This window comes from Streptomyces sp. RKAG290, from assembly GCF_023701695.1.
Classification (GTDB): domain Bacteria; phylum Actinomycetota; class Actinomycetes; order Streptomycetales; family Streptomycetaceae; genus Streptomyces.
Genome location: NZ_JAJOZC010000001.1, coordinates 6061915 through 6075067, shown reverse-complemented (window position 1 = coordinate 6075067; position 13153 = coordinate 6061915). Strand labels below are relative to the sequence as shown.

The following is a 13153-nucleotide window of genomic DNA, read 5'->3' as shown; positions in this document are numbered from 1 at the left end:
TCCTGTGCCACATCCTCTCAAAAGCCGCGGGGTCAGCGGGAGCCCCCGCCCGAATTCGGGCGGGGCTCGGCGTGTTCGACTTGCCCTTTCGAGGCAGGGACCGGTTCCGGGGGCCGGAACCGGCCGCCCTGGTGTCAGTAGAGGCTGACGCCGTACGCGCTGAGCGCTTCGGTGACCGGCTGGAAGTACGTCGTCCCGCCGGAGCTGCAGTTGCCGCTGCCGCCCGAGGTGAGACCGATCGCCTTGGAGCCGGAGTAGAGCGGACCGCCGGAGTCACCGGGCTCCGCGCACACGTTGGTCTTGATCATGCCGTAGACCACGTCGCCACCGCCGTAGTTGACCGTGGCGTTGAGCGCGGAGACGGTGCCGCTGTGGATGCCGGTCGTGGAGCCCCGGCGGGTGACGGACATCCCGACCGTGGCGTTGGCGGCACCGGTGATGTCGACGCTGCCCACCGTGCCCTCGTGGCTGACCGAGGCGTTGGCGTAGCGCACCAGGCCGTAGTCGTTGGTCGGGAAGCTGGTCCCGGCCGTGGGGCCGATGCTCGTCGTGTTCGACGAGTTGGTGTAGAACGGCGGGCTTCCTTCGGTGCAGTGACCTGCCGTCAGGAAGTAGTAGGTGCTGCCGCTGCGGACGTTGAAGCCGAGGGAGCAGCGGAAGCCCGGCCCGTAGACCGCGTCGCCGCCGGAGAGCAGCGGGCGGAACGTGCCGGAGGTGTGCTCGATACGCAGGGCGCCCTCGTTGGTGCCTGCGGAGTCCTTGATCTGCTGGATCTCCGATGCGGAGACCGTGCTGTCGACGGTGACCACGAGCTTCTTGGTCGCGGGGTCGACGCTCCAGGCGGTGCCGGCCACGTCGGCGCCGAGTACGGCGTCACTTGCGGCGGAGAGCTGGGTGGCGCTGTACGTTCCGGTGGAGCTGGCCTGTGCGCTGGGGGCGGCGAGCGCGGCGACAGCTACGAGACCTGCGGCAATGGCGACAGCCCTGCTGCGTCTCGCGGTGCCGCTGAGGGGGGTGGTGCGCTTGTTCCTCACTTGTCATTCCTCCCGAGGGGGGCGGGGGTCCGCCCGTGGGGTGGCCGGACCCGTGAGGCGCAGTCATTCGCACGGGCAGCTGTCCGCATTCCGGAACTGCCGTGCTCCTGACAAGCGCTGCTCGGGAGTATTCAAGGCGTCAACTTCTCGCGCAAGAGGGCCTTTTGGCCTGAGCTCCGTCGGGCGCGCATGCGTCCGGCCCCGGCGGCAGGCGGCCGCCGGGGCCGGAAACGGAAGGTATCGGGCGATGCCTCAGCCGTCGATCCGGTTGCGCTCCCCCGCCTCGACGGCGATGGGGAGCGTGTTGCCGGGCGGCGGGAAGGGGCAGATGAAGTGGTCCGCGAAGGCGCAGGGCGGCAGCAGCGCCCGGTTCAGATCGACCGTCACCGTGCCGTCGGCGGCCGGCGCTGCGGGCCGCAGGAAGCGGAAGCGGTAACTGGTGTCCCCGCTGGTGGCGTCGGCGAAGACCGCCCAGAGCGAGCCGTCGTGCTCGACGGCGACCTGGAGAGTGCGCTCCACCCGTCCACCTCGAACGCGATCTCCCCGCCGAGACCGAGCCCGCGCTCGACACCGTCGGCGTTCGCCACCTGGACGGTGCGCGAGGTGTCGTACGGGCGGAAGGTGCCGGGCAGCGCCCAGCGCGGGTCGTACGGCGTGGCCTCGATGGCGCGGAAGGCCCGCCGCGCCGTGGACTGCGGATCGAAGTCCCTCACCGCCCAGAGGCCTTCGCGGCTCAGCACGACCAGCCGCCGCTCGCCGTGCGCGACCCGGGACCCGTCGATCGGGCCGCGGTCGGCACCGAGCCGGACCTGCCCGGTGAAGGGCTTCCCGTCGACGGTCAGGCCGTCCTCGGGACCGGCGGTGAGCTCCAGATCGTCGCCGTCCTCGCGCCACTGCCCCGGAACGGCCGGAATTCGCCCCTCCGGGTAGTCGGAGAGCCAGTGCGTACCGGTGAGGGCGAGCGGCCCGTACGGTGCCGACACCGTGGCGGTGCGCTCCTGGCGCCAGTGGTCCCAGTCCCGCGCTGCCTGCTGCTGTGCATCCGTGCTCATGAAGTCAACCTTTCCATACGGGCTCGGCGAGCCCGAGGTGCGACCGGAGGGTGGAACCGGTGTACGCGGAGCGGAAGACACCGCGTTCCTGGAGGAGCGGGACGACGTCGTCGACGAAGTCGTCGAGGCCCCCCGGGGTGAGATGCGGGACGAGGATGAAGCCGTCGGCGGCTCCGGTGGCGACGAATTCGGCCAGTTGCGCCGCGACGGTCCGCGGGCTGCCGATGAACGACTGCCGGCCCGTCGTCTCGATGACCGTCTGCCGGATGGACAGCCCCTTGTCCCGCGCCAGCGCACGCCAGCGGGCCGCGACCGCGAAGGGGTCGCCGTGTCTGACCCGGCCCTGGACCAGCTCCGAGTCGGGGACCGGGTCGCTCTCGGGGAGCGGCCCGTCCGGATCGTACGAGGAGAGGTCCCGGCCCAGACCTGCTCCAGGGCCAGGATCGCGTTCTGCGGCGAGACCTGCCGGCGGCGGATCTCGGACGCCTTCTCCTGCGCCTCGGCGTCGCTGTCCCCCAGCACGAAGCCGACGCCGGGCATGATCTTCAGTTCGTCGGGTTCCCGGCCGTACTTCGCCAGCCGTGCCTTCACGTCGGCGTAGAACGCGCGGCCCGCCTCCGCCGTGCCGTGCCGGGTGAAGATGATGTCGGCGGCGGACGCGGCGAACTCGCGGCCCTGCGGGGAGTCCCCGGCCTGGATGACGACGGGGTGGCCCTGCGGGGAGCGCGGGACGGTGAACTCGCCCTCGACGGAGAAGTGCTCACCGTGGTGGGCGAAGGGCCGCGGGGCGCCTTCGGGCGTCCAGGAGTCCCACAGTTCGCGGGCGGTGGCGACGAACTCGGCAGCCCTGGTGTACCTGTCGGCCCGGTCGAGATAGCCGCCGCGCCGGAAGTTCTCACCGGTGAAGGCGTCGGAGGAGGTGACGACGTTCCACGCGGCCCGGCCGGCGCTGAGGTGGTCGAGCGTGGCGAGTCTGCGGGCCAGTTCGTACGGCTCGTTGAAGGTGGCGTTGACGGTGGCGGCGAGGCCCAGCCGCTCGGTGACGGCGGCCAGCGCGTTGAGCACGGTGAGGGACTCGGGGCGGCCGACCACGTCCAGGTCGTGGATGCGCCCGCCGTGCTCGCGCAGCCGCAGCCCCTCGGCGAGGAAGAAGAAGTCGAACAGGCCGCGTTCGGCCGTGCGCGCGAGATGTTCGAAGGAGGAGAAGTCGATCTGGCTCCGGGACCGGGGGTCCGTCCAGACGGTGGTGTTGTTCACACCCGGGAAGTGCGCGGCGAGATGCATCTGTTTCGGGGCGGTCGTCATGCCCGTTCTCCTTGGAGGATGTACCGGTTGGCCGGGCGGGCCAGGCCCAGGTGCTCGCGCAGGGTGCCGCCGGGGTAGAAGGTGCGGAACAGGCTGCGGTGCTGGAGCAGGGCCACCGTGCCGTTGACGATCCGCTCCAGGTCGCGTCCGGGGGTGATCGGCGTGAGGTGGAAGCCGTCGACGGCTCCGGCGCGGTGCCACTGGGTGATCAGGTCGGCGAGGTCGACCGGGCCGCCCCGGTAGTACGTGCCCTGCGCGGCGAGCGGCGGTCCGCTCTCCAGTCCGGGTTCCGGGGCGGATTCGGCGTCGCCGAGGTCGACGGTGAGCGCGGCGAACACCCGCAGGGTGTCGGGGTCGCGTCCGTGGGCCGCGGCGCGGCGGCGCACGTCGCCCCGGATCTCGGCGGTCCGCTCGGGCGTGGTGGCCCGTACGAGCACGACGTCGGCGTGGCGCGCGGCGGCTTCCCGGGCCGGGTCCGCGGTGCCGTCGACGACGGTGACCGGGCGGCCCTGCGGGGGCCGGGGCACGATGGCCGGTCCTCGGACGCTGAAGTCGGCGCCCTCGAAGTCGACGTAGTGCAGCTTGTCGCGGTCGATGAAGCGTCCGGTGGCGGCGTCCCGGATCTCGGCGTCGTCCTCCCAGCTGTCCCAGAGCCGGGCGCCGACGTCCGCGACCTCGCCGGCCTCCCGCCACAGGTCTGCGGCGGGTGCGGCCGGGCGGCGGCCGAACAGCCGGGCCTCGGCCCCGGTCGTCGACACATCGGCCTGCCAGCCCGCCCGGCCGCGGCTCACCCAGTCCAGGGTCGCGACGGCGGACGACACGTGGAACGGCTCCGTGTGCGTGGTGGTGACCGTCGGCACGAGTCCGATCCGGCGGGTTTCGGGCGCCACCCGGGAGAGCACGGAGAGCGCGTCGGGTCCCGGCCGGGCGAACGAGTCGCCGAGGGTGACGAAGTCGAGCGCGCCGCGCTCGGCGAGCTGGGCCAGGCCCGTGTAGTGCGCCGGGTCGTAGCGGGGCGGGCCGCCGATCTCGGCGGCCAGGTGGAGGGGGCGGGTCGGAGGCATGGGGGGCCCTTTCGGCACGGTTGGGATGCGGTTCCGGGTCACGGGACCTTGTGTTTCGGTCCGGGGCACGGGACCTCGGGCTTCCGGGTCACGGGGCGCGGGACCTTGCGGTTCGTTCCGGGGCGCGGAACCTCGGGCTTCCGGGTCACAGGACCTTGGAGAGGAAGGCGCGGGTGCGCTCGTGCCGCGGGTGGTCGAGGACATCGGCGGGCGGGCCCTGTTCGACGATCCGTCCCTCGTCCATGAAGACGACGGTGTCGGCGGCCTCGCGGGCGAACCCGATCTCGTGCGTGACGACGATCATCGTGGTGCCCCGGCCCGCCAGGCCCTTCATGACGTCGAGGACCTCGCCGACCAGTTCGGGGTCGAGCGCCGAGGTGGGTTCGTCGAAGAGCAGCAGCTTCGGTTCGAGGGCGAGCGCCCGGGCGATGGCGACGCGCTGCTGCTGGCCGCCGGAGAGCTGACGGGGGTAGGCACCCGCCTTGTCGGCCAGGCCGACGCGGTCCAGGAGCTCGTGCGCGGCGGCGGCCGCCTGCTTCTTCGGGCGTCCGAGCGCGGCGACCGGGGCCTCGGTGACGTTCTCCAGGACGGTGAGGTGGGGGAAGAGGTGGAAGTTCTGGAAGACGAAGCCGATCCGGGTGCGGCGGCGCAGGACCTCGCGCTCGGGGAGTTCGTACAGCTTGTCGCCCTTCCTGCGGTACCCGACGAAGTCGCCGTCGACGGTGATCGAGCCCCGGTCCGCCTTCTCCAGGTGGTTGACGGTGCGCAGCAGGGTGGACTTCCCGGAGCCGGAGGGACCGAGGATCACGGTCACTTCACCGGGGCGCACGGACAGGTCGATGCCGCGCAGGACGTGCAGGGAGCCGAAGCTCTTGTGCACGCCGCGGATCTCGACCATGGCATCGGCCGGGGCCTCGGCGGGCACGGCGGGCGGAGCGGTCTCCGGTGGGCGGCTGGTCGTTGTCATGGGGTTCCTCGGCGGTTCGGACGGGACGCGCGGGATGGTGGACGGGGTGTCGGCAGGGGCGGGGAGCGGGCGGCGGGGCTGTGCCGCGCGGACCGGCCGGGTCCTTCAACAGCCTTCTCGGTCACGCAGGAAGGTGAGGGCGGCGCGTGCGGTGGCGTCGTTCTGCGCGAAGGCGGCGCCGCCGGTGCGCGGCCGGGTGAAGGCGCCGCCCGCGCGGGCCGCCGTGTGCGGGCCGAGCGCGAAGCGGCGTGGGTGCGGGCGCCCTTCGCGGTCCAGGACCCGGCCGTCGCCGGGGTCGACCGCGAGCAGTCCGGTGGCGGTGGACGCGGCGCCGTCCTCGTGCAGCGAGCGGAGCAGTGCGCTGCGGGTGCGTTCCGGCGAGGGGTCCGGCAGCCGGGCCTCGACGAGTGCGCGAGCCTCGATCCGTCTCCCCGGCACGGTGGCGCTGCCGGCCCGGAACACGCCCTGCCGTTCGTCGGCCTCGACCGTCATCCCGGCGCCCAGGAACCGGACGACGCCGGCCCGGGAGAGCGCGAGCAGTTGCCGCAGCCGGGGCCCGGCGGGCCGGAGGCCAGATAGCTGAAGAAGCCGTGCCACCAGCCGCCGATGTCGCCGAACCGGATCAACTGGCCGTAGGCGGAGAGCAGCCCGAGGAAGACGGCGAGATCCTCGCTGTGCCCGGGATCGTGCCGGCGGTCGAGGTCCGCGGCGATGTAGTCGCGCGTCGCCTCCTGGAGTGCCTCGTACGAGGGATGGCGCACCCCGTCCAGGGGCCGGTCGAGCGCCGTGATGTCCAGCCGGTCGGCGGGGTTAGGTACGGCTGCGGCGATCAGGGCCCGCAGATCGTCGCTGCCCGCCTCGGCGGCCGCGTACTTCTCCTCGAAGGCGGTCCGGTCGGCGGTGGTGCGCTCGGGGTGAGCGGTGAAGAGCCGGTGGTAGTGGGCATGACCGAGCTCTTTGTCGACATGTGGCCATATATCGCGGAGGAAGTCGAGCGGCTCCGCCCGGCTCAGGAGTTCCTCGGTCCGTTCGGGGTCGAGGAACCGCGGCAGCGGGGGCCGTTCGCCCTGCCAGCCGTAACCGATCTTGGAGTGGTACGGGACACCGCGCCGCGATCCGACGTGCAGGACGGGCTCCCGGCCGGAGGGCACGTACTCGCCGTTCTCGTACCGTCCGCCCCGGCCCTCGGTGAGCAGCACCATCAGGTCGATGAAGGCGAGTCCGAAGCCCCGGACTATGACGGGTTCGCCCGCGGGCAGGGCACTCAGATCGCTGTCGGCGGTGAAGTCGGGCGGCAGGTGGACGAGGCCGTTGCGGTCCGCGAACCCGGCCAGCTCCACCTGCTCGGCGTCCGGTTCGGCATCCAGGTGGCCGATGGTGAGGACCACGAGGTCGGCGACGAGCGGTTCGGCGCGCCCCTCCAGCAGGACGTGCTGGCTGCCGTCGCGCGGGCCGGTGACGCGCAGTGCGCGGCCGCGGTGTTCATGGACGGTGACCGAGGGCGGGAGTGCGGCCAGCGACTGCTCGTACACCCAGCGCAGGTAGGCGCCCTGCAGCCGGCGGCTGGGGAAGTCCTGGCCCTGCAACGCCTCGATCTCCGCGCGCAGGGCCGGCTCGGCCGCCTCTCCGGTCGCCTCGGTCCGCCCCTCGCGCACGTCCGCCGCCCAGGCGTCGAGCGCGGGCCCCGGCCGTACGGGCCCCTCCTGGCGGACGGTGTCGTCGGTGAACATGGTGACGTCCTCGGCCATGGAGTTCATCCACAGCAGCGGCGACTGGTCGTGGCACCAGATCCTGCCCCCGCCGGGCGGGTACGGATCGACGAGGTGGAGGTCCAGCGGGCGGTCCCCGTACAGGGCGGCGTTGGCGGCGATGCGCTCGATCAGACCGGTGCCGCGCGGTCCCGCCCCGATGACGACCAGCGCCGGCCGGCCGCTCACCGGGCGTCCGACGTGCCGCGGGCGTAGTGCCGTTCGACGTAGTGCTGGCCGACGCTGAGCAGCGAGGTCACCGCGACGTACCAGAGGGTGGCGACCAGCAGCAGCGGGATGACCTGGTAGGTGCGGTGGTACACGAGCTGGACCGAGTACAGCAGGTCCTGCACGGCGATGATGCTGACGATCGAGGTGCCCTTGAGGGTGCCGATCAGCATGTTCCCGGCGGGCGGCACGATGGAGCGCATCGCCTGCGGCAGCACGATCCGGTGGAACCGCCGCCACGGGCCGAGACCCAGGGACTGCGCGGCCTCCAGCTGTCCGCGTTCCACGGAGAGGATGCCGCCGCGGACGACTTCCGCCGCGTAGGCGGCCTCGTGCAGCGTCAGGCCGATGACGGCGACGGTGACGGGGCCCAGGAGGTTGACCGTACGGACGCCGAGTATCTCCGGGTAGAGCGCGCCGATGTTGAACCAGAACAGCAGCTGGACCAGGATCGGGGTGGACCTGAAGAGCCAGACGTAGCCCCAGCCGACGGCTTGCAGAACGCGGTTGGCGGAGAGCCTGAGGACGGCGAGAAGCGTCCCGAGTGCGAAGCCGAGCACCATGACGAGCGCGGTGAGCCAGAGCGTCAGCCCGAGGCCGCGCAGCACGGCGGTGGTGGCGAAGTAGTCGCCGACGACGTCCCACTGGAAGGCGTCGTTGCGGATGACGGAGTTCAGTGCGAGGGCCAGCAGGACCAGGACGGCAACGGCCGCTGTCCACTGGCCTGTTCGGCGTACCGGGACGATGCGCAGCCGGTCGGCATCGTTGTCTTCGGCGGACGGGGCCGGAACAGCCGGCGGGAGGGTGTCTGTGTGCGCGGACATGCGAGGGCTCCGTGGATGCTGCGATCGAACACGGGGCGTGCCCTCGGCACGAAAAGGAATACGACAGCGCGGAGACGAGTCGGACCGGGCCCCTCAGCGCGATCCGACTCCGAGGTAAGCGCTGTTCGCCACGGGATGTCAAGCCTGTCCACACTGTGAGCCATACGTCTCGGGCAGTTGACGGACCACCGGATGCCTGTTCCACTTGGGCCATGCATTCGCAGAAGTGGCTGGTCAAGCGCTCCCACATCGACTTCGGTCGCGTGTGGTCCTGTTCCTGTTGAGCTGACCCCCTGCGTCTGACGCGTTTTTCCGCGCCGTGACCGGCGCCTGAGCCTTTCTCCCCGCGTGCCCTCTCGTACACGACAGCGCATCACCCTCCCCTCACGCTGAGCCTTCCCAGGCCGCACCCCTGTCTTCCGCCGCCCCCGGCCGTGGGCCGCCGCGCGCTGCCCGCGCGCGGCCACGGCCGTCCGAACTGGAGAACCCTCTGCGATGCCCCGTACCCGGCACACCGCTGCCTTCGCCCTGATCACCGTGGCCACCCTGACTCTGACCGCATGCGGCTCCGGTGACCCGGCGAGCGCGCCCGCCGGCGCGGCCGGCCCCGCCGCCAAGGGTGCGATCCCCACGGCCGACGTCGTGTCGGGGGTGAAGAAGAACAAGGCCGCGGCCGGCCTGCTGCCGGCGGCGGTCCGCTCCTCCGGCACCCTGAAGATCGCCTCCAGCGTCAGCACCCCGCCCGGTGCCACCTATCTCGAGGACGGCAGGACGCTGGCCGGCACCGACATCGACTTCGCGGACGCCGTGGCCAGGGTGCTCGGGCTGAAGCCCGAGCGGGAGGTCGCCGCCTTCGAGGCGATCCTGCCCGCGCTCGGCAGCGGGAAGTACGACGTGGGCACCGGCAACTTCGGGGTCACCGACGAGCGCCGCCGGACGATCGACTTCGTCACCTACCTCAACGACGGGCAGGGCTTCGCGGCCCGTGACGACAGCAAGCTCAAGAAGGTCACCGATCTGACCCAGCTCTGCGGGCTGACCGTGGGCACCGCGGCGGGCACCACGTTCGAGGTGACACTGGAGGAGAACCGGCACCGGTGCTCCGAGGCCGGCAAGAAGCCGTACGACGTGAAGACGTACTCCGACCTGGCCGCGGTCTGGACCGCGCTGCAGCAGGGGCGGACCGATGTGGTGATGTCGACCATCAACGGGCTCCGGTACGCCGTGAAACAGCAGGAGGGCGTGCGCTTCCTCAACGAGTTCAAGCGTCTCGACGTCGGCTTCGCGTTCAAGAAGGGCACCCCGCTGGCGCCCGCCTTCCAGGCCGCGGTCAACAGCCTCAAGGCGGACGGCACCTATGACCGCATCCTGAAGAAGTGGGGCATCGGCGCTTCGGCGATCAAGACCTCGCAGATCTCGCCGCCCGAGATCAAGTGATCCGCAGTCAGCAGCTGCAGTCGCAACCGCAGTCGCAGCAGTCACAGCCGTCACAGCAATCGCCACAGTTGCTGCAGCAGTCGCAGGCATCGCAGCAGTCACTGCAGTCGCAGTCGTTGCACAGGCCGTCGCGCCGCTGACGGCTCCACGGATCGTCGAAGGTACCGCAGCACATCTGACAGGTGCAGGCGAGACCCGCCCACACCAGGCAGCCCACCAGGAGCCCCCGCCGGTCGCGCGGGGGCTCCGGCGGCGGCTGCGGCGGCCCGAAGGGAGCTCCCGGGCCGGAGGGGGCGTACGGATTGCCCGGCGGCGGCCCGAAGGCCGCTGAGTGGCGCTCTCCTGACGGGTGGCCGGCCCGGCCCGGCGCCGCGAGCCCCTCGGGCAGCAGGCCCCCGCCTGATGGGAACAGACGTCCGTGGCGAACGCCCGGTCCACCGAACGCCGCAGTTCGTGCGCCAGCAGCACATGGACCAGTGCGTCGTCGGCGAACTCCGCGTCACGCAGCGCAAGCCGTACGCCACGCAGCGCGTCGTCGCAGAGCCGCCGGGCCTCGGTGCGCGAGGTGCCGGTCGCGGTGAGCGGGTTCCAGGCACCCGACGCCGCGTCAGTTTCCTGGTCCTCCACCGCATCCAGCAGGTGCGCGAGCCGCCCGAAGAGGCGTCCGGCCTCGGCCAGCGGCCCGGTGTTCTGCGGCTTGCCCGCGAGAACGGCGGTGTGCGCGAAGGCCGCGGCGGTGGCGGTCTCGGTCGGCTCGGTGACCGTCAGCAGCGGGGTGCCCGGCCCGGCGAGCAGCTCGATGCCGGTCTGCCGGTCGACGGCGTCGACCAGCACCGCGGTGTCGAATCCGAGCTGTGCGCCGGTGCGCGCGCCGGCCCGGTCCCAGCCCGCCGCCACCCTGCGCGCCGCCGCGGCCACCGGACGCCGCTTCAACAGGCCGTCCCGGTCGGCGACGTGGTCCCGCACCTTCGCCGACGCCAGCACCAGCGAGACGGCGGCCGCCAGCCTGGCCCCTCGCCCCGTGCGACCGGCGCGGTGCGCATGGCGCGCAGCGGACAGGGCCCGCGGTGCGGCGCTGCGCGGGGGTGCGTTCCGCCTGAGCCTCCGTCAGGACCGAGACGATCAGGCCGTCGTAGTTCGTGACGACCCGGGCGAACTGTCCGTGGTCCGAGCGAAGTGCCAGACAGAGCCCGCAGAGATGTGCCATCCACTCGGCCCTGAGCCCCTCCGACAGGCGGTGGGTGCAGGGCCTGACTATTCCGAACACGGCCGTCCCCCGGGAGTCGTTCACCTGTGCGCCGCACTCGGGCGCGTGCGCGACGTGCATCGTATCGAGCATCCCGTTCACCCGTACGTCCCCCATGTCACCCGTACGGACGGGAGCATCATATTTTCTTTCTCCAGGGCCCTTTTACAGGAGGAACCTTGACGAATCGCCACATCCTCTGCACCAGTACCGTCACGAATGCCCTGCGCGCCGCCTATCCCCTTGGCGCACGATCCGCATCATGGACGACCATAGGGATACGAAAGAGATGCGGAACGCCAAGGAACCGCGGTGAGAGGAGGCGTCCATGGGATCGGTGCGCAAGGCGAGTGCCTGGCTGGGCCTCGTAGAGGACAACGACGAGCGGTACTACGACGACGACGAGTACTCCGAGGGTGCACGGACCGGGACCGGTCAGGCCTGGGTGACCGACCCGCGGGTGCGGGTGGCCTCCGAGGCTGCCGAGGAGACGGGCCGCAGGATCGCCACCGTGACCCCGGACAGCTTCCGGGACGCCCGGAGCATCGGTGAGCTCTTCCGGGACGGCGTCCCGGTGATCATGAACCTCACGTCCATGGACTCCGCCGACGCCAAGCGCGTGGTGGACTTCGCCGCAGGGCTGATCTTCGGACTGCGCGGGTCGATCGACCGCGTGGCCACCCGGGTCTTCCTGCTCACCCCCGCCGACACCCAGGTGGTCAACGGCGAAGCCGACGGCCGGCCGGCCGACGGCTTCTTCAACCAGAGCTGAGCCAAGGGCTGTCCCGTAGCCCCTGGCGGATCGGCGCGCCGCGTCGGATGCGGTGCCTCGCAACGAGGAGGGACGTCCGCGCACGGGATGTGACCGGACGTCGCGACAACGCGGCGGGAGCGGGGCCTCACCCGCTCGAACGCGGCCGAGGGCTCGGGGAAGCGGCGGCCGCGCCTGCCAGGGGCTACGGGACAGCCCCTGGGGCGCTCACCGGATCGGTCCGGTCGTCGTTCCGGTCTACCGGAACGCGTCCAGACCGGTGAGCGCCTTGCCCAGTACCAGCTGGTGCATCTCCACGGTTCCTTCGTAGGTGAGCACCGACTCCAGATTCGTCGCATGCCGCATCACCGGGTACTCCAGCGAGATCCCGTTGGCGCCGAGGATCGTGCGCGAGGTGCGGCAGATCTCGATGGCCTCCCGCACGTTGTTCAGCTTTCCGAAGCTGACCTGTTCCGGGCGGAGCCTGCCCGCGTCCATCCGCCGGCCCAGGTGGTGGGCGAGCAGGATGCCCTTGTGGAGCTCGACGGCCATGTCGGCGAGCTTGGCCTGGGTGAGCTGGAAGCCGCCGATCGGCTTACCGAACTGCTCACGGGTCCTCGCATAGTCGACGGCCGCCTCGAAGCTGGCCCGTGCGGCGCCCATGGCTCCCCAGACGATGCCGTAACGAGCGTGGCTGAGGCAGCTGAGCGGTCCGCGCAGGCCGGTGACCCCGGGCAGTACGGCATCGGCCGGCAGCCGCACCTCGTCGAGGACCAGCTCGCTGGTGACCGAGGCCCGCAGGGACCACTTGTGCCTGATCTCGGGCGCGGAGAATCCGGGGGCGTCGGTCGGCACGACGAATCCGCGGATGCCGGCGCCCGCGGTGCCCTCGTCGGTCTGCGCCCAGACCACGGCGACCCCGGCGACCGAGCCGTTGGTGATCCACATCTTGCGGCCGCTGAGCACCCAGTCCGCGCCGTCGCGCTTGGCGTACGTCCGCATGCCTGCCGGGTCCGAGCCGTGGTCCGGCTCGGTCAGGCCGAAGCAGCCGATGATCTCGCCGGCCGCCATGCCGGGCAGCCACTGCTCCTTCTGCTCCTGCGACCCGAAGCGGTGGATGGCGTACATGGCGAGGGAGCCCTGGACCGAGACGAGCGAGCGGATACCGGAGTCCGCCGCTTCGAGTTCCAGGCAGGCCAGTCCGTACTGGACGGCGGTGGCGCCGGCGCAGCCGTACCCCTGCAGGGACATGCCCAGGGCGCCGAGCGAGCCCAGTTCCCGGGCCAGCTCCCGGATGCCGGGCAGCTCGCCGTTCTCGTACCACTCGGCGATGTGCGGCAGGACCCGGTCGGCGGCCCAGGCCCGGACGGTGTCGCGGATCGCGAGATCCTCGGCGCCCAGGAGGTCGTCGATGCCGATCGGGTCGCGGGGGTCGAAGGGCGGGAGTTTCGAGGACGGAGCGGTGGACATGAGGGGGTGCCTCCGGCGGCTCGCACG

The 13153-nt window shown here is 71.8% G+C and carries 7 protein-coding genes and 4 pseudogenes; 2 read left to right on the top strand and 9 right to left on the bottom strand.

Features of this window, described 5'->3' with window-relative positions; translation table 11 throughout:
- Positions 1-134 precede the first annotated feature (134 nt).
- The 7 genes and pseudogenes from LNW71_RS26870 to LNW71_RS26840 form a co-directional block, all read right to left on the bottom strand.
- On the bottom strand, positions 135-1034 hold the full coding sequence (locus tag LNW71_RS26870) for a S1 family peptidase (protein WP_250970560.1): 900 nt from the start codon (positions 1032-1034) through the stop codon (positions 135-137).
- Positions 1035-1286: 252 nt separating this feature from the next.
- Positions 1287-2086 (bottom strand): annotated as a pseudogene (locus tag LNW71_RS26865) (DUF1684 domain-containing protein).
- A gap of 4 nt (positions 2087-2090) precedes the next feature.
- A pseudogene (locus LNW71_RS26860) lies at positions 2091-3391 on the bottom strand (NtaA/DmoA family FMN-dependent monooxygenase).
- Positions 3388-4455 carry an LLM class flavin-dependent oxidoreductase gene (locus tag LNW71_RS26855; RefSeq protein ID WP_250970559.1) on the bottom strand — a complete coding sequence of 356 codons (1068 nt, stop codon included), beginning with the start codon at positions 4453-4455 and terminating at the stop codon, positions 3388-3390. Before LNW71_RS26855 ends, LNW71_RS26860 begins: the two are co-directional and overlap by 4 nt.
- 145 nt (positions 4456-4600) lie before the next feature.
- Entirely contained in the window at positions 4601-5353 is a 753-nt protein-coding gene (locus tag LNW71_RS26850) for an amino acid ABC transporter ATP-binding protein (protein ID WP_250972164.1), read from the bottom strand.
- Between the two features lie 174 nt (positions 5354-5527).
- Positions 5528-7359, bottom strand: a pseudogene (locus LNW71_RS26845) (FAD/NAD(P)-binding protein).
- Positions 7356-8222: an amino acid ABC transporter permease gene (locus tag LNW71_RS26840; RefSeq protein ID WP_250970558.1), complete on the bottom strand. Its 867-nt coding sequence runs from the start codon at positions 8220-8222 to the stop codon at positions 7356-7358. Before LNW71_RS26840 ends, LNW71_RS26845 begins: the two are co-directional and overlap by 4 nt.
- A 495-nt stretch (positions 8223-8717) precedes the next feature.
- Here LNW71_RS26840 and LNW71_RS26835 point away from each other — a divergent pair, with 495 nt between their 5' ends.
- Positions 8718-9659 carry an ABC transporter substrate-binding protein gene (locus LNW71_RS26835; protein ID WP_250970557.1) on the top strand — a complete coding sequence of 314 codons (942 nt, stop codon included), beginning with the start codon at positions 8718-8720 and terminating at the stop codon, positions 9657-9659.
- 7 nt (positions 9660-9666) lie between these two features.
- On the opposite strand, the pseudogene LNW71_RS26830 reads toward LNW71_RS26835, so the two are convergent.
- A pseudogene (locus LNW71_RS26830) lies at positions 9667-10866 on the bottom strand (DUF5685 family protein).
- A gap of 367 nt (positions 10867-11233) precedes the next feature.
- Between LNW71_RS26830 and LNW71_RS26825 the strand changes: the two are divergent.
- Positions 11234-11677, top strand: coding sequence for a cell division protein SepF (locus LNW71_RS26825; protein WP_250970556.1), 444 nt, complete (start codon positions 11234-11236; stop codon positions 11675-11677).
- Positions 11678-11914: 237 nt separating this feature from the next.
- On the opposite strand, the gene LNW71_RS26820 is transcribed toward LNW71_RS26825, so the two are convergent.
- The gene (locus LNW71_RS26820; RefSeq protein WP_250970555.1) at positions 11915-13126 is read right to left on the bottom strand and encodes an acyl-CoA dehydrogenase family protein; all 1212 of its coding nucleotides are present in this window, start codon (positions 13124-13126) and stop codon (positions 11915-11917) included.
- Between the last annotated feature and the right edge of the window lie 27 nt (positions 13127-13153).

What these genes read in the sequence shown, in the direction of transcription:
- LNW71_RS26835 (WP_250970557.1), top strand. Translation starts at nt 8,718, where the DNA reads ATGCCCCGTACCCGGCACACCGCTGCCTTCGCCCTGATCACCGTGGCC.
- LNW71_RS26820 (WP_250970555.1), bottom strand. Translation starts at nt 13,126, where the DNA reads ATGTCCACCGCTCCGTCCTCGAAACTCCCGCCCTTCGACCCCCGCGAC.
- LNW71_RS26825 (WP_250970556.1), top strand. Translation starts at nt 11,234, where the DNA reads ATGGGATCGGTGCGCAAGGCGAGTGCCTGGCTGGGCCTCGTAGAGGAC.
- LNW71_RS26855 (WP_250970559.1), bottom strand. Translation starts at nt 4,455, where the DNA reads ATGCCTCCGACCCGCCCCCTCCACCTGGCCGCCGAGATCGGCGGCCCG.
- LNW71_RS26850 (WP_250972164.1), bottom strand. Translation starts at nt 5,353, where the DNA reads ATGGTCGAGATCCGCGGCGTGCACAAGAGCTTCGGCTCCCTGCACGTC.
- LNW71_RS26840 (WP_250970558.1), bottom strand. Translation starts at nt 8,222, where the DNA reads ATGTCCGCGCACACAGACACCCTCCCGCCGGCTGTTCCGGCCCCGTCC.